8 protein-coding genes and 1 tRNA gene are annotated in these 17,555 nt (G+C 55.6%); 6 read left to right on the top strand and 3 right to left on the bottom strand.

Going from position 1 to position 17,555, the window contains the following annotated elements; translation table 11 throughout:
• The 6 genes from gltA to ACYCZ5_RS05670 all read left to right on the top strand — a co-directional run bounded on the left by gltA (nt 1) and on the right by ACYCZ5_RS05670 (nt 8,735).
• Nucleotides 1-1,287, top strand: a complete 1,287-nt coding sequence (gltA, locus tag ACYCZ5_RS05695; protein ID WP_461544161.1) for a citrate synthase — start codon at nt 1-3, stop codon at nt 1,285-1,287.
• 11 nt (nt 1,288-1,298) lie between these two features.
• Entirely contained in the window at nt 1,299-4,172 is a 2,874-nt protein-coding gene (locus ACYCZ5_RS05690) for a 2-oxoglutarate dehydrogenase E1 component (protein ID WP_461543826.1), read from the top strand.
• On the top strand, nt 4,159-5,334 hold the full coding sequence (gene odhB / locus ACYCZ5_RS05685) for a 2-oxoglutarate dehydrogenase complex dihydrolipoyllysine-residue succinyltransferase (protein ID WP_461543825.1): 1,176 nt from the start codon (nt 4,159-4,161) through the stop codon (nt 5,332-5,334). The genes ACYCZ5_RS05690 and odhB overlap by 14 nt, the downstream gene beginning before the upstream one ends.
• A complete protein-coding gene (locus ACYCZ5_RS05680) occupies nt 5,334-6,329 on the top strand; it encodes an oxidoreductase (protein WP_461543824.1) in 996 nt (331 codons plus the stop codon). Before odhB ends, ACYCZ5_RS05680 begins: the two co-directional genes overlap by 1 nt.
• A 49-nt stretch (nt 6,330-6,378) precedes the next feature.
• Nucleotides 6,379-6,463: transfer RNA gene (locus ACYCZ5_RS05675), tRNA-Leu, on the top strand.
• Nucleotides 6,464-7,025: 562 nt separating this feature from the next.
• Complete coding sequence (locus tag ACYCZ5_RS05670; protein ID WP_461543823.1) at nt 7,026-8,735, top strand: Kelch repeat-containing protein; 1,710 nt, start codon at nt 7,026-7,028, stop codon at nt 8,733-8,735.
• 84 nt (nt 8,736-8,819) lie between these two features.
• Here the strand turns inward: ACYCZ5_RS05670 and ACYCZ5_RS05665 are convergent, their stop codons facing one another.
• The 3 genes from ACYCZ5_RS05665 to ACYCZ5_RS05655 form a co-directional block, all read right to left on the bottom strand.
• Nucleotides 8,820-9,038, bottom strand: coding sequence for a hypothetical protein (locus ACYCZ5_RS05665; RefSeq protein ID WP_461543822.1), 219 nt, complete (start codon nt 9,036-9,038; stop codon nt 8,820-8,822).
• A gap of 161 nt (nt 9,039-9,199) precedes the next feature.
• A complete protein-coding gene (locus ACYCZ5_RS05660) occupies nt 9,200-9,640 on the bottom strand; it encodes a hypothetical protein (protein ID WP_461543821.1) in 441 nt (146 codons plus the stop codon).
• On the bottom strand, nt 9,637-17,535 hold the full coding sequence (locus tag ACYCZ5_RS05655; protein ID WP_461544160.1) for a hemagglutinin repeat-containing protein: 7,899 nt from the start codon (nt 17,533-17,535) through the stop codon (nt 9,637-9,639). The genes ACYCZ5_RS05660 and ACYCZ5_RS05655 overlap by 4 nt, the downstream gene beginning before the upstream one ends.
• Nucleotides 17,536-17,555 lie beyond the last annotated feature (20 nt).

Raw genomic sequence — 17,555 nt, 5'->3', positions numbered from 1 at the left:
ATGGAAACCGATCGTATCGCAACATTGACGCTGGATGACGGGCGCACACTGGAACTACCTATCCTGAAAGGTACTTTGGGGCCGGATGTGATCGACATCCGCAATCTGGGGAAAGCCGGGCTGTTCACCTACGACCCCGCGTTCTTTTCCACTTCCAGCTGTATCTCCGAGATCACTTTCATCGATGGCGATGTGGGCTTGCTGTATTACCGCGGCTATCCGATCGAACAGCTGGCGGAGAACTCCGACTTCCTTGAAGTCTGTCATCTGCTGCTGAACGGCGAACTGCCGAGCGCGGAACAGAAGGCGGAATTCACCCGCAACATCACGCGCCACACCATGGTGCACGACCAGCTGGCACGTTTCCTCAACGGCTTCCGCCGTGACGCGCACCCGATGGCGGTGATGGTTGGCGTGGTCGGTGCGTTGTCGGCGTTCTATCACGACTCGCTCGACATCAACAATCCGCAACACCGCACCGTTTCCGCACACCGCCTGCTGGCCAAGGTGCCGACCATCGCGGCCATGGCGTACAAATACAACGTGGGCGAACCTTTCGCCTATCCGAAGAATAAGTTCTCCTATGTGGAGAACTTCCTGTACATGATGTTCTCCACACCGGCGGAAGACTACGTGCCCAATCCCATCCTGGTGCGCGCGCTGGAACGCATCCTGATCCTGCATGCGGACCACGAGCAGAATGCGTCCACTTCCACCGTGCGACTGGCCGGTTCCAGCGGTGCCAATCCGTTTGCCTGTATCGCTTCGGGTATCGCCGCCCTGTGGGGTCCGGCGCACGGCGGGGCCAACGAGGCTGCTTTGAAGATGCTGGAAGAGATCGGTGATGTGTCGCGCGTGGCGGAATATGTGCAGGGCGTGAAAGACAAGAAATACCGCCTGATGGGTTTCGGTCATCGCGTGTACAAGAATATGGATCCGCGCGCCAAGGTGATGCGCGAGACATGTTACGAAGTGCTGAAGGAACTCAAGCTGGAGAACAACAAACTGTTCGAGCTGGCGATGGAGCTGGAGAAGACCGCGTTGAACGATCCGTACTTCATCGAGCGCAAGCTGTACCCGAACGTGGACTTCTATTCCGGCATCGTGCTGCGCGCCATCGGCATCCCGACCAATATGTTTACCGTGATTTTCGCCGTGGCCCGCACCATAGGTTGGGTGTCGCAGTGGAACGAGATGGTGGCAGACGTGGAGCAGAAGATCGGCCGTCCGCGCCAGTTGTATCGCGGTGCAGTGCGTCGTGATTTCGTGCCGGTGGACAAACGCTGATCGGAAGAACCATGACCGCCCCCGAGAGCAGTTACCTGCAAGCGATGCAAGACAGTTCGCCGCTGTTCGGCGGCAACAACGTGTTCATCGAGGGATTGTATGAAGATTACCTGCGTGATCCCGGTAGTGTGCCGCCGGAATGGCGCGAGTATTTCACCAAGCTGCAGGCGACGGGGGGGCAGGCGGATGTAGCCCACACGCCGATACAGAAAGGCCTGGCACTTGACGCCGCAGCAGCCTCCCGGCCTTCTGTCGCGCAAACCGACGAGATGCGCAAGCAGGCTTCGGTGCTGCAACTGATCAACGCGCATCGCTTCCTCGGCGTGCGCGCTGCCGATCTTGATCCACTCGCGCGGCATGTGAAGCCCGAGGTCGCCGAGCTGAATCCGTCCTACTACAATCTTTCCGAATCGGACATGAACACCCTGTTCAATACCGGTTCACTGGTGGGCGGCGCGCGCATGACATTGCGCGACATCCTGCAACGGCTGCGCCGTATCTACTGCGGCAGCGTCGGGGCAGAGTACATGTATATCAACAATGTGACGCAGAAGCGCTGGATACAGTCGCGACTGGAGGGCGAACAGGGGCTGCCTGATTATCCGGTCGAGACACGCCGCGCCATCCTCTCCCATCTCACCGCCGCCGAAGGGCTGGAGCGTTATCTGCATACCAAATATGTCGGGCAGAAGCGCTTTTCGCTGGAAGGCGGCGAGACATTGATACCGCTGCTGCATCACCTGTTGCAGCGCGCGGGCAAGCAAGGCGTGAAGGAATCCGTCATCGGCATGGCGCATCGTGGCCGTCTGAATGTGCTGGTGAACACCCTGGGCAAACAGCCCAAGAACCTGTTCGCTGAGTTCGAAGGCATCCATCACGAACACCTGACCTCCGGCGACGTGAAATACCACCAGGGATTCTCGTCCGACATCGACACGCCGGGCGGTCCCATGCACGTCACGCTCGCCTTCAATCCTTCCCATCTTGAGATCGTGAACCCGGTGGTGGAAGGCTCGGTACGCGCCCGCCAGCATCGACGCAAGGATATCAAGGGCAAGGAAGTGCTGCCGATTTTGCTGCACGGCGATGCCGCATTCGCCGGACAAGGCGTGAATCAGGAAACCTTCAATTTGTCGCAGACGCGCGGCTACAAGACCGGCGGTACGGTGCACGTGGTCATCAACAACCAGATCGGTTTCACCACCTCGATGGCGCAGGATGCGCGCTCGTCGCAGTATTGCACCGATGTTGCCAAGATGGTCGAAGCGCCGGTGTTCCACGTCAACGGCAATGATCCCGAGGCCGTGCTGATGGTGACCGAGCTTGCCTTCGACTTCCGCCAGCAGTTCAGCAAGGACGTGGTGATCGACATGGTCTGCTTCCGTAAGCTGGGGCACAACGAACAGGATGAGCCGCTGGTCACTCAGCCTTTCATGTATAGCTACATCAACAAGCACCCCGGCATGCGGGCGCTGTACGGGCAGAAGCTGGTGGAGGCGGGGGTGATTGAAGCAGGCGAACCCGATGCCATGGTTGCCGACTACCGTAATGCGCTGGATGAAGGGCGCAACCCGATCGCTAAAGTCATACCGGACTACCACTTCGAATACGGCGTGAGCTGGGCCAAGTACCGTGGCGACGTGCCGTGGAACATCCCGCTCGACACCGGTGTGTCGCGCGAGCGCTTGCAACAACTGGCCGAGCGACTGACGGAAGTGCCGGAGGGATTCAAGCTGCACTCGCGCGTGCAGAAGATCGTGACCGACCGCATTGCCATGGGCAAGGGCGAACTGGAACTGGACTGGGGCATGGCCGAGAATCTGGCTTATGCCACCTTGCTCACCGAAGGGTACGCGGTGCGATTGTCCGGTGAAGATTGCGAGCGCGGTACCTTCTTCCATCGTCACGCGGTGTGGCACGACCAGAACCGTACGCAGTGGGACAAGGGTTACCACGTGCCTTTGCAGAATCTGGCGGCCGACCAGGCTGACTTCGTGGTCATCAATTCCATCCTGTCCGAGGCTGCAGTGCTCGGTTACGAATACGGTTATGCCACAGCAGAACCCGAGACATTGACGATCTGGGAGGCGCAGTTCGGCGATTTCGCCAACGGCGCTCAGGTCGTCATCGACCAGTTCATCACCTCCGGCGAAGCGAAGTGGGGCAGGTTGAACGGTCTCACCATGCTGTTGCCGCACGGTTACGAGGGGCAGGGGCCGGAACACTCTTCCGCCCGCATCGAGCGCTATCTGCAATTGTGCGCGGACTACAACATCCAGGTGTGCATTCCGTCCAATTCGGCGCAGATATTCCACTTGCTGCGCCGTCAGATGGTGCGCCCCACACGCAAGCCGCTGATCGTGTTCACGCCCAAGAGTCTGCTGCGCAGCAAGGATGCTTCCTCGCCGCTGGAAGATCTGACGCACGGCGGCTTCCTGCCGGTGATCCCGGAAGTGGATGCGCTGGATGCGGGCAAGGTGCGTCGCATCATCGCCTGTAGCGGCAAGGTGTATTACGATCTGGTCAAAGGGCGCGCCGAACGCGGCATTAACGACATGGCGATCATACGCATCGAACAGCTGTATCCCTTCCCGCATGACGAATTCGCCGCGCAGGTCGCCGCTTATCCGAACGCGACAGAGGTCGTGTGGTGTCAGGAAGAGCCGGGCAATCAGGGTGCATGGCACCGCATCCAGCATTACCTGCTGCGCCAGATGCGCAGGGGCATGCGCCTCGACTATGCGTTAAGGCCTTCCTCGGCTTCGCCGGCCGCGGGCTATCTCGCCATCCATAACGAACAACAGAAAGCTGTGGTCGAGGCTGCCTTCCGCCCCGATCTGGACGTCAAGAACCGACCAGGAGTACATCGCCATGAGCATCATTGAAGTCAAAGTCCCGCAACTTTCCGAATCCGTCTCCGAAGCGACGCTGCTGACCTGGAACAAGAAGGTCGGCGAGCAGGTCAGCGAAGGCGAGAACCTCATTGACATCGAGACCGACAAGGTGGTGCTGGAACTGCCCGCGATCAAGAGCGGTGTGCTGAGTCGTATCCTCAAGGAGAGCGGTTCGCAAGTCGTCAGCGGCGAGGTCATCGCACAGATCGATTCGGCGGCCACTGTCGCCGCACCTGCTGCCGCTGCGGCACCTGCCGAACCCGCCAAGGCAGATGCGCCCGCTGCGGCATCGCCTTCGGCGCGCAAACTGGCGCATGAACATGATGTCGATGCGGCCAGCCTGAAAGGTAGTGGCAAGCATGGTCTGGTCACCAAGGAAGATGTATTGAGCGCGGTGCAGGCCAAGCCCGCAGCGGCCGCTGTGCCGGTGTCCGCTGCAGCGACAGGCGAAGGGCGCACCGAACAACGCGTACCGATGACGCGCATCCGTCAGCGCATCGCCGAGCGTCTGCTGCAATCGCAGGCCAACGCCGCCATCCTCACCACTTTCAATGAAGTGAACATGCAGCCCGTGATGGAACTGCGCAGCCGCTACAAGGATGCATTCGAGAAGAAGCACGGTGTGAAGTTGGGATTCTCTTCCTTCTTCGTCAAGGCGGCGGTGCACGCGCTGAAGAAGTTCCCGGTCGTCAACGCGTCGGTGGACGGCACCGATGTGCTGTATCACAACTATTTCGATATCGGCGTCGCCATCGGCAGCGAGCGCGGTCTGGTGGTGCCCATCATCCGTGACGCGGACAAGTTGTCCTTCGCGGATATCGAGCGCCGCATCGCCGATTTCGCCGCACGTGCCAAGGACGGCAAGATCGGTATGGAAGAGCTGGCCGGCGGCACTTTCTCGATTACAAATGGCGGAGTGTTCGGCTCCATGTTGTCCACCCCCATCATCAACCCGCCGCAGAGCGCCATCCTCGGCATCCACGCCACCAAGGACAGGCCCGTGGCGGAGAACGGCCAGGTCGTCATCCGTCCCATGAACTATCTCGCAGTCTCCTACGACCACCGCATCATCGACGGCCGCGAAGCGGTGCAGTTCCTGGTCGCGATCAAGGAATATCTGGAGATGCCGGGACTGGTGCTGCTGGATCTGTGATGACTACGTTCCGCGCTTTCCGCATATTCGAAGAGGACGGCAAGTCTCAGGGCAGGCTGGTCGATCTGTCGCTGGATGATCTGGATGCGGGCGAACTCGTCATTCGTGTCCATCACTCCGGTGTGAACTACAAGGATGCGCTGGCGGCGACCGGCGCGGGCAAGGTGATCCGCCGCTTCCCGTGCGTGGGCGGCGTCGATCTGTCCGGCGTGGTGGAGAGTTCGGCGGACACCCGTTTCAAGGCGGGCGATGCCGTGCTGGTCACCGGTTACGACATGGGGGTGGCGCATGACGGCGGCTTTGCCGAATACGCGCGCGTACCCGCAGACTGGGTGGTGCCGTTGCCGGTCGGGTTGACCCTGTTCGAAGCGATGGCGCTGGGCACGGCGGGATTCACGGCGGCGCTGGCCATCCACCGACTGGAGCAGAACGAAGTGACGCCGGGCAAGGGCAAGGTCATCGTCACCGGGGCGACTGGCGGCGTGGGCAGTCTGGCGGTGCAGATGCTGGCGCAACTGGGTTATCACGTGGTGGCGCTGACCGGCAAGGAAAGCGAGCAGGATTTCCTGAAGAGTCTGGGCGCAAGCGAAGTGTTGCTGCGCAGCAGCGTGGATATGCAAAGCACGCGCCCGCTGGAAAAAGGTTTGTGGGCGGCGGCGCTGGATGCGGTGGGCGGCGACACGCTGGCCTGGCTGACGCGCACCATGCAAATGGAAGGCGCCATCGCCAGCTTCGGCAATGCCGGCGGCGCGGCGCTGAACACCACGGTGTTCCCGTTCATCCTGCGCGGGGTGAAGTTGCTCGGTGTGGATTCGGCTGCCACCGTGATGCCGTTGCGCAAACAGTTGTGGGGCAGGTTGGCATCGGACTTGCGTCCGGGCGGACTGGAAAAGATCGCCCATACCATTACGCTGAATGAGTTGCCGCATGCATGCGAGCAATTGATAGCAGGCAAGGCACGCGGGCGGGCAGTGGTCGATTGCGCTGCGAATTGAGGATCGCTCGGTTATAATCCGCGCCCCTCGGAGCCGCCAGGCTTCGAATGCGAAAGTGGCGGAATTGGTAGACGCACTGGATTTAGGTTCCAGCGCCGCAAGGCGTGAGAGTTCGAGTCTCTCCTTTCGCACCAAGTACTTACGTTACTTCTGTGTACCGGCAAATCCTTAGATTTACCTATGAATTTTGGTAAAATTTGCCGGAATTTGCCGGAACATTTCTTTGTGGATTTCGCAAAAAAAGTTTGGTTTCTTGCTTTGAATCCGACTTACTTCTGTCAACCGTGCTATGCCGACGATGCTTTGGATGCTCATCAGCTGAATAGGCATTCAATTTAGGAGCATGCAGGTGGATGGTCCTCTCCCATAAGGGACGCCCAACAATTCCGATCATGGTTGCTTGACCGATAGGTCGTCCATGGGCTCTTTATCGGCCAAAGCGGTCGTTGGCTTCCAGATGAGCGAATGACCGTTATGCCTACATCACCGGCCCTAAATGTAGACATATACGCAATACGCAGCTTCAGTTTATCCAAAACCAATAGGCCTAACGATGGCTAGTGGTTCGGAGGAGGGGCATCTAGTCGTAATCATATGTATGCAAAGTTCTACCTTGCACAGGTAAAATTCAGCTTTAATATTTTCTCTTCATTGACGGCACTATCTCCATAGCCGCGTAAAGAAGGTTCATCCTCCATGTCTCTGTCGACCACTCTCTCCCCCCGCCTTCCCATGTTTCTCTGTGCTGTAATTTTAGCTGGTTGTGGGAATCCCACCGAGACGCCTGCATCACCTACCACACGTTCGACACAGCCATCTGAGGCTGCCCCCAAGATCGAGGCATCAGCTTCTACCCCTGCACCCGCCAGCATCGAAGCCGTCACCCTTCAAAGCATCGAACTGACATCGAGCGAATCTTCTATCGGCATAGGCGAAACAACAGCGCTACAAGTTGTCGGGCGCTACTCGGATGATTCCACCCAAAACCTTTTGTCCAAGGTGATCTGGCACACCAGCAAGAAAGGCATCATCAGAATCTTAAAAGGCGAGATTCATGGCACCAGCGCCGGTATCGTGCAGGTCACTGTCACGCTGGATGGCGTGACTTCCGAGCCATTACCCATCACCGTTGGCTATACCATCGGAGGAAGTATTCATGGATTGGCTGACGGCAACAATCTTTCGATAATCAATAACGGCCACCTCGAAGAGGTCATCACCAATGGCGACAACTTCACCCTTCGCAACAAATTCATATCCGATACTCACTACGACATTCAAGTCTCTGCGATTCCGAATGCGCAACCCTGCACGCAGACCTATGGCAAAGGGCGTGTGTCGAATTCCAATGTCAGCAACATCCATATCATCTGCGGCGTTCCATCAAAGGGTGTTTCTGTCGCCAGCACAGACATCTCGAATGCGCGCCGCAACCACACTGCGACTTTGCTATCGAATGGAAAACTACTGGTCGCAGGTGGTGCGAATGACACAGGCAGTATCGCCAGTACAGAGTTATTCGATGCTGCTAGCAACAAGTTTACTGCCGCGGGTTCACTCAAGCAGACGCGGCATAGCCACAGCGCTACCCTGCTTCCCGACGGCAGCGTCCTGATCGCAGGCGGCATAGGAGAAGGCGTTACACGCCTATCTAGTGCCGAAATATTCAGTCCTGCCGCATCCCGATGGAATTCCACGGGCAGCTTGAACATCGCCCGACGAGACCACACAGCCACCCTGCTGCCCAACGGTAAAGTGCTGGTAGTAGGCGGCATCGGTGCGACGGGACAAGGCATTCTTTCAAGTGCAGAGTTATATGACCCCGCCACAGGGAAATGGTCTGTCGTAAGCAGCCTTTCCACAGCACGTACCCAGCACACCGCCACCTTGCTACCCAACAACAAAGTATTGGTCGTGGGCGGCACAGGCCCGAACGGCAGCCTTAGCAGTGCTGAGCTTTACGATGCCAACACGGACACTTGGCACCGCACCGGAAAGACACTCACACCGAGATACCTGCACACGGCGACGCTACTGCCTAATGGCAAAGTATTGATCTCAGGGGGGCTAGACGACAAAGGCATCCTTGCCTCGTCTGAGCTATTCGATGCCGACAGCGGGGAATGGACTTCAGCAGGGAAATTGACTGATGCGCGCTATTCGCACAGCGCCGTATTACTCCCAACAGGGCGTGTCTATGTAACAGGTGGTAGCAGTGCAGGCGGAAAGCACATCCTCGCAAGTGCGGAGCTTTTCGATCCAGCCACAGGGGCATGGTCAACTACGGGGCCATCAACCCATGCGCATAGTCAGCACACCACTTTGCTGCTCAATAATGGCAAAGCAATCACAGTTGGCGGCACCTCGAATGGAGATGCATTAAGTAATGTCGAGTTGTATTGGTAGGGCGAAGAACTTCGCCTAGCACCCACTGAATCCGAGAGACGGCATTTTATGAGGCTAGAAAGTATCCCTTAGATTGAGGGCGATTCAGTTGCTGTTTTCACCGCCGCCGGTAGCGATCAGGTTGAGGTTGTTGGCTGCACTGATGGTGCTACGGATGGTGCTGGATGGCGGGAAACTCGGCAGGGTGTAGGCTTGCGCGGTCTGCGCGAGGATGAGGCAGAACGCGAGCAGGTAACGCAACGGCGATTTAGTCCAAGCTGTCGTCATCTGGTTGTTGGAGAAACCTATTGTGCTGGATTGCAAGACCTGACCCCGAACCTTCGCCGTCATCTTTGGAAGTCGAGGGGGATTCCGTATTTATTGAAATACTGCTTGTGCTGGATTGCAAGACATGACCCCGGATTGTGACCACAAGACCTGACCCGGACTTCTGTTCAGCGTTTGATCCAGCACGACAAAGCGATCTAGGCAATTAACATGAAGATTGCTATATGAATTAGCAACGGCAGAAAGTAGAGGAAAACAAATCCCATACTCCATGCTTTGTAATATGAATCAGGAAGCTCTTTTCTTCGAAAGCGATTGGTAAGCCAAATAAGAAAGAAAAGACCTTGAAGCGTAGCGCCCAATCCAATCCCATAAGAAGGGATGTATTTATAAGAGAAGGCATTATTTTCAAGTTTCGTTATCACATCAAAGGCAACAAAATAAGGAATCCACACGACGAATACGTAAATAAATCCATTCGCAATCAAATACCTTTTCCAAATAGAAAACTTTATCCTCTTTTTAGCTATACCAATTAGAAATACAGGCGTAAGTAAAAAATTAACAATTAGCGGGACAAAGATATACGCAAATAAAAAATTAACTGCCCATCCGCTACCAAAGCCTCCCACTGTCATTCTTGAGCACTCCCACAATTTGACGCATATCCCATTCGCAGGCACCCAGCACTAATTCGATCCTGAGTGTTAAGTATGTCATTAACTTTCCCGAAATGTTCCATCACCGACTTAGTTGGCCAATTGAAATTTGGAATGTATTTCTGATGAATATCCTGCAACTTCGGATCGGTTTGCTCGTGTACGAGCTGATTCACGCTCCATCGATACAAGTTCTGATTCGGATCGTTATAAATCGACCGGAAATTTTCATAACCATTTTTCATAATTTGGTTCCCTGCGACATCTCGCCAAGTAGTCACATCACCTAAGTTGTACGCATTACCCAACGGATATTTCCAATCACCTGACGTAATCTTCCAACCCTGCAAATCATTTCTCGAAACATCTTCGGCAGTTTTGAACCAAGGTGCACCCGTTTGCTGCCCCATCGCCCCGAAGAAATCCGCACGCGTTTCAATATTGTCCACCGCGCTATAACTTCCGCCATTCAATGTTTGGTCAAGCACAACGACGCGTGAGCGATTGATATCTGTTGTCATGTCTTTTGAGATTCCGTTGGTTTCTTGTTTATCGCCTGCATAATTAAGTGCCTCTTGAACGTGTCCTTGGCAAGCAGAACTGGTGGGATTGTTTGCACATTCGGACTGTAACGCAGCATCGTTATTTTTAGAAAGCAGAGTCGCATCCGCGACGGCTTTGTCTTTGCAGCTTTGGTCTGTGCCGCAGTCTTGCAACTTTGCATTCAAGACATCGATTTCAACCGGCTTCAGGTAGTTATTCTCCGTCTCCATCACCGCCGCATTCGTAGCCGTAGCGATGTTGCTTGCCTCGGTTGATGCCGCGATGCCGGTCACCAGCGTGGCGACGAGGTTCTTGCGGTTCTCTTTTTCTTCCGCACTCATCTTGCTCGTGTCGCCTTGCAGGATGCTGTTGAGGGCGGAACCGGCACTGGCTCCCAGTGCGCCGCTGCTGCAATCCGCGCCTTGGGCGGCGGCACCCGCGCAGGCAACGATGCCGTGCAGGGCGGCTCTTGCGCTTTCGCTGTCCAGGCTGTCGGCGATCTTCTTCACTTCGGTCGCACCCAGACTTTGCAGGTAGTTCACCGTTGCGCTTTGTACGAGTTGTGAGGTGCCGCCGGTGACGTTGCCGCCTGCGGCTGCGGTGATGGCGGTGGCTATCGTCCGGTAGGTGCTGCCCGGTGCCCATTTATCGCTATCGGCTTTGGTGTCGGCAGACTGTTGGTAGAAGCTGTCCGCTTCGGCTTGGAGCTGCGCTTGCTTGGCGGGGTCTTTTTCATCTTTGGCTGCGGCTTGCTTGGCATCGCCTTTTGCTTTGAGGCGATCACTCTTGGTGGCCAAATCGGCTACGTAGGTGTTCGCCTGCTGCACGAAGGCCTGGGTGACTGCCATGGCTCCTTGCACTTGGTCTACGTCTAGGTTGTTGTTGATCGCGCCGCTTGTGTCCTGACCGGTGGTGACGTCGGTATTGAGGCTGGCAAGGGTCTGTTTACTGTCTTTACCGGTAAGTTGCTTTTGTTTTGCTTCGTCGGTGATAACGACGCTGGCACCGCTGATGCCGCTGCGGGTGGTGCTGGTGTCTTTGTCGGAGGCTTGCAGGGCCATCGGGGCAGACATGCCGCCGGTGCCGCCACTGACGCTGATGCTTTGCGCTTTGTATTCGGAGGCGTTGTCGATATCGCTGCTGGTGAGCGTGGCGGTGCTGAGGCTGTTGTTGCCTGCATCTACGGCGGCTTGGCTGCTTTCGATCACGGCACCTTTGAGGTCGGTGTTGCCTTTGACCTTGATCTGGAAGCCACCGTCGCCGGCTTTAATACCGCTTTGTTCCTGGACGCTGGCGAAGTTGCCGTTGATCGTGCTTTGGTTGAGGCTGAGGCTAGCACTGGCTCCTCCAAAGCCTACAGTGGCGCTGCCGCTGGCGCTTTGTTGTTTGGTGTCGTAGGTGCTGGTGTCTTGCAGGCTTTCAATATTGAGATCGCCGCCGATGTCGGCGATGACTTGCTGGCCGTTAGCGGTGGCTCCGATCATATTGGTGTCGCCACCTGATTTGATCTTGAGGGCTTTACCTGCGTTGACGTGGGTGTTGGTGTAGGTGGTGTCTGTGCCGTCAATATTGCCGCGGGCTAGGCTGCCATTGGCAGTGACGCCGAATGATCCGCCGCCGCTACCGACGGTAACCCCGACACCGGCTCCGCTGCTGCTACTGCTGTTGTGGCTGACTTGGTCGTTGACGTTTTTGTCGGCAAGCAGGTTGATCTTGTTGTCGGCTTCAAGGCTGATGTCTTGCCCGGCGTTGATGTCGCTGCCTTGAATGGTGATGTTGCTGCTTTCACCGCCCCCAGTTGCGACCAGGTTGAGGTTGCCACCTGCCTTGAGAGTGCTGCCGCTGGTCTGGGTGCTGGTTTGGGTACTGTCACTATGGCTTTGGCTACTGCCGTAAGTAAGGCTAACACTCGCCGATGCACCTTGGCTTGAGGCATTGGCAACCGCCAAGGCTGCCGCAGCCGCCGCCATCGCTTTGATGCGCGGGTCTTTGCTCTTGCTGCCAGCATCTTTCATTTGCTGGGCGGTTTGTGCCGCGTCGGTGACGTTGCTGGTGATCGCCAAGGTGAGTCCGCTTTGTTTGGTGTCGTGGCTTTGGGTGTTGGTGCTTTCATCCAACCCACTGTTCACGGTGATATCCATGGCGGCAATGTTCATGTCGTTAGCTGCCAATAGGTCGCTGCCAGAGATGAGTGCTTTGTTGCCCGCGTTGACGTTGAGATTGCCGTTGAGACTGCCGATCATGCTGCGGTTCTGGCTTTGCAGGGTGTTTTGGCTGTCGGCTTTGTCGGTGGTTTCGCGATTACCAATAGTAAAGCTCAGGCCACCGTTACTCATGAAGCCGCTTTCTGTGGTGTGGCTATAACTGCTGCTGGTGCTGGTGCTGGTGGCGGCTTTGATGCTCAGGTCGTTGCCCGCGTCCAGTGTGACGTCGTTGGTGCCGACGATGCTACCGCCAATGACATTGATGTTGCCTGTCTTGTCTGCTGCATTGCCCGCTTTGACGATGACGCTTTCACCACTTATGTCGCTGCCAACTGCGAGTGTTTGATGGTTTTCATTACGGGTGGTGGTGCTGCTGCTGGAGAACAGGTCACTGGATTCGACATGCGTTTGCTGGAAGAAATCGTGTTGCTCATCAGTAGTGCCGATGGTGACATCGTTAGAGGCGATCAGGTTGACCTGACCACCTTTACTGTTGATAGATGAACTGAGCAAGTTGATGTTGCCGCCATTACCCATGGTGCCAGGTAGATATTCTTTATCGTTGGCTGCGACATCTCTTTCTTCCTTTGCCTTGCCAGATTCAATTTGTTCGCCGTCGGCAATACCTTCCATCCCGCTCCTTGAATTGGTAGCTGGGCTTGCATTGCCAGCCTTGAGGGTGATGTTACCTTCTGCACTAATGCTGCTACCAACGACAGTTTCGTCATAGATGCGCTGTTGGACGATACCCGCATCGAAACTTGATTTGACACTGCTCTTGGCCGCCGCAATGGTGAGGTTGCCGCCTGCAACCAAGCTGGCATTTTGTCCGGCATCCACGCTTGTCGCTGTAAGTTGCATGTCAGCGCCGGATTTCATACTGAGGTTGCCGCCAGCTTGTATCGTGCTGCCGAGCTGAACGACCTCGGTGCGTGTCGCTGCATAACGTGAAGTTGTACCGCTCGTTGTAGCGGCAATGACGCCCGCAGTCAGATTCCTTCCAGCATTGATGGTTGCATCACCGCCACTGGTGAGGCCGGCAGCGGTGAGTGTTATGTCACGACCTGCGCTGAGTGTGAGTGAATTGGTTGCACGTATGCTGGATTCAAGTCCCAGTTGCGTGTGGCTGACAGTGTCAGACATGAGATTTGGCTGCCGCATACCAAAGATGCCCTGCATTTCTTCACGTTGCGTCGTTTGCAAGATTTCCTGGCTGGTACGCTGGTTGAGTATGTCTCGCCCGGCAATCAGTTCGACGGTATCGCCATTGATCTGACCAGAGCGGTTGAGAATGTCGGTTTCGGCCTTAAGTAGGGTGAAACCTTGACTACCAATGATGCCGCTATTGGAAATGTTTTTAGCTTGCAGGATATTGCTGTTCCGTCCTTGTATGACGCCTGTGTTGTTGATATCCCCGCTTGTGACCATGCTTATGTCATTGGCAGCGATGATGGCACCGCCCGGCGAGAGGTCGGCCTTGCTCAACTGGGACAGGTAGAGCTGCGGAGCCAATACGCGTTGTGTACTGCCATCGGTCAACACTACGTCCCGCTCTTCCATCCAGACGATGTCTTGTTGCAACGCTTCGATCTGTTGCGCAGTGAGTGCGATACCGGGGACGAGTTGAAGGTCTTGGGCTGCCGAGACGCCCGCATCAAGCAAGGCGGTATATTGCTCGTTAGCGGTGGCGTATTGGCCCAAGTAGCGCTGGCCTGTTTGCTGCATGATTTGTTCGTTGACCAGTTTCTGTTCGTAGAAACCATCTCCAAGGCGCTTTTGGATCTGCTGCGGATCCATTGATAACCGGCTAAGCATATAGTCGCTGGAGACAAAATTCTGATAGCTAGTGAAACGTGCGTCCGTTACAACAAGATAGTTCTGTGAAGGTTGGCTGTGTATAGAGTACAGACTGCTGGTGGGTAATGTAGCGACCGGCATGCCTACGGCTTGGCTTGAAGGTTCTATGAGTTGAGATGCGGACCCCGCCCCTAACGCCGCCCCAGCACCCGCGGCAACTGTTGAAACAGCTGATTGGCTGACTGAATGCGACTTCTTTGCTGCCCCATAGGAGCTTGGCGCATTTTGTAGTGCAGTAAATTGGCTACCATTTCCGACTGGCGTTGAAAGAATCGTTTGACTGTAAGGGGTGGTGGCTGTTGTGGTAACCGTGTGCGCAAAAACGCAGTTCCATTTAAAAGTTCCACAATTTCCCGATTGGGGCACGAACGTATCCACAAGATAACTGATACTTCCGCTTCGAACTTCTCTTTGTTGGAATGCTGCACCTACGTTATTGACCGCCATTTGGTTTGTCGTGAGTGTGGCTCCAGCGATGATGGTGCTGTATTCATTATTTAGCGTAGAGCCACTCATCATCATATTACCGCCAGCCAGCAATTCTCCGGCAGTTGTAGTGATTGCGCTAAAACGCTGGTCCTCCAGAGTAGAAGTGTAACTGGGGGAATTCTGAGTGTTATATCCAGGTGCCACAGTGACTGCCGGCCCTGTCCGAACTGGGCCCCATTCCACGCCAACGGCTGTACGTTTATTGGTGACCGTATTGGCAGCCAAACGCAGATTTCCTGCTGCTTCTATCGTGGCAGTCTGATTCAGAATGCTGACGCTGTTGCCGCTCAAATTTCCGCCGGCATTAATGGCGACATTGGAGCCGATATTGACATCTCCAAGGCTGTATATGTTTGCGCCATTCTGATTGGTGAGTGCGTTGGCAATGATGAGATTGACGCTCTGGGTTGCGCCAATGAATGCCACACTTCCGCTGTTATCTAGATTCGTTGCATAGAGATTGAGCGTATTACCCATCACGCTGTTGCTGTTACTGAAAGAGATGCTGTGCGTTTCCACAGTATTTCCGTCAATACGCCCGCCATTGGTGATGTTGCCATTCACTGCATTAAGCGTGCTTATGTTCGAGGTAATAAGCGCTCCGGCACGGTTGTCGATATTGGCGGCATTTACCGTCAAGCCGCCTCCTGCTTCCAATGCAGTTTGGTTGATAAAATTTCCTGTAGTCGTTAGCGTCAGATTTCCATTGGCAGCAAAAGTATTTCCTGCGGCATTCGTGTAGCCACCTTGCAGACTGATAGTGTTGTTTCCATACGCAGCAACCGTGCCCAACCCAGTGTAGCTATTTGCAACCAAACTGTTGTCAAGACCCGCAAGTATTTGGCCGTTCTGGTTATTAGCACTTGCCAGATTTAGCGTGATATTGCCCCCACTACTGATGTTGCCGCTGGTGTTGTTCAGGCTTGCAGTAGGTTGGTTGAGCGAAAGATTGTTTGTCGCGTACAGGTTTCCGCTGCTGTTATTGACACTACCAGTGATGCCCAGTATCAAGTCGTTGCCTGCAAAGGCGAGCCCGCCTGCCGTGTTGTTGAGTACGCCTGTATTCAGGGTGAGATTGCCATTGCCGCCCAATGTGCCGTCGTTGTCGATCTGACTGCCGCCATCTATGGTGGTGAGTCCCATGCCGGAGTTCGCGATACGACCACCAAGCGTGTTGTCAATGCTGGCGGCCGTGAGACTGAACAGGCTGTTGGTTCCATTCGCTTCAATCGTGCCGCCTTGGTTATTGAGCGCGCCTGATGCACTCAGATTCAGGTCGCCGTCAGTTTGGATGAAGCCACTTTGGTTGCTGAGTGTTCCGCTGGTAGTCAGTCCCAGTTTATTTTTTGAGTATAGTTTGCCGCCATTGTTATTCAGCGTAGCGCTGCTGAGTGTGAGTTGTCCGTTACTGCCGATGAAGCCACTGATTCCATTCAATGCGTTGTTGATGATGTCTTGCGTGGCGGTGATGCTGAGTATCGTTGCATTCCCTTGTGCATCAGTCGCACTCAAGTTCTTGATCGTGCCGCCGCTGTTGTCCAGACTTTGGGATTTGACTGTCAGACCAGTGTCGGCTTCGATCTTGCCGCCGCGGTTATTGACTGCACCATTGTTGGCAGTCAGGCTGACTGTGGCTCCGCCAATGTAACCACCGGCACTGTTGTCTACGGTGCTTTGGCTGGTCAGTGTTACGCCACCAGTTGCGCCGATGATGCCACCTTGGTTGCTCAGGTTCGAAGCTGTCGCTGTAATTTGTGCACCGCTCAGAAGACCGTAATCGTTGTTGATCATCCCGCTGGATGTCAGGCTGACATTGCCTGCTACCGATTGTGTCTGGGCGTGATTGAGGTCGATATTGCCCGCTGTCGCATTCAATGCGAGGTTGTTTTGTGCACTGGTGAGGCTGTTACTCAGATTGATGCCGCTGGCGTTGATCGTGAGCGTACCGCCTGCGATGTTCGTGCCGGTGGCGGTGCTGGCACCTGTGGTGCTGATGACGACGTTACCCGCTTGAGTAGCATTGCCGTTGGCATCGATACCCGCTGCGAGGGTGCCGCTGCTATTTAGTGATGCACCATTCATAGTGAGGTTGTTCTGCGCGATCAGTGAGCCGCTGTTGGCGATCTCTCCCGCAGCTTTGATCTGTGCGTTGGTGCGGCTATCAATTGAACCGCTGTTGCTGATGCCTGCGGCGCTGTTGAGCGTGAGGTTGCCACTGGATGTTGTTTTACCTGTGAGGGTGATTTGACCCTGTGTATCCAGTGAGAAATCGCCCGCCTGGGCTGCCAATGTGCCTGCGCTGCTTACCCCGACGCCCGCTTCTGTGCCGATGAGGGTGATCTTGTTGGCATACATGCCGCCCAACAGGGCCACGTCGATACCGACGGTCGGTTTGTTGGCATCACCTGCAATAAGTTGGACACCTAGATCGGTATGGTTGACCTGATTGGCACCGGTGATGGCGTTGAGGTTGTTGGCCCATATCTCGCCATTGACTTTGAGGCTGCGGCTGATGAGGTCGAGTTGATCGAGGTTGCTGCCATTCAGGCCGGATGCACCGATCTGTATGTCTCCACCAGTGACGCGATAGGCATCGAGACTACCACCGACACCCATCACTGGCGTACCTGTAGTAAGCACACCGCGACTGGTGTTGATAAAGCCGCAGCCATTACAGGTGATGCCGTTGGGGTTGGCGATGATGACTTCGGCGCGCTGGCCCGCTACTTCGGTGTAACCGTTGAGCTGGCTGCGGTTGGTGCTGGTGACTTCGTTAAGGATGATGCGCGCCGAGCCGTTCG

It is taken from the genome of Sideroxydans sp., assembly GCF_054604835.1.
This window is presented reverse-complemented; position numbering and strand designations above follow the sequence as displayed.

Excerpts from the sequence above, each read along its gene's own strand:
- gltA (WP_461544161.1), top strand. The coding sequence starts at position 1 with ATGGAAACCGATCGTATCGCAACATTGACGCTGGATGACGGGCGCACA.
- ACYCZ5_RS05690 (WP_461543826.1), top strand. The coding sequence starts at position 1,299 with ATGACCGCCCCCGAGAGCAGTTACCTGCAAGCGATGCAAGACAGTTCG.
- odhB (WP_461543825.1), top strand. The coding sequence starts at position 4,159 with ATGAGCATCATTGAAGTCAAAGTCCCGCAACTTTCCGAATCCGTCTCC.
- ACYCZ5_RS05680 (WP_461543824.1), top strand. The coding sequence starts at position 5,334 with ATGACTACGTTCCGCGCTTTCCGCATATTCGAAGAGGACGGCAAGTCT.
- ACYCZ5_RS05670 (WP_461543823.1), top strand. The coding sequence starts at position 7,026 with ATGTCTCTGTCGACCACTCTCTCCCCCCGCCTTCCCATGTTTCTCTGT.
- ACYCZ5_RS05660 (WP_461543821.1), bottom strand. The coding sequence starts at position 9,640 with ATGACAGTGGGAGGCTTTGGTAGCGGATGGGCAGTTAATTTTTTATTT.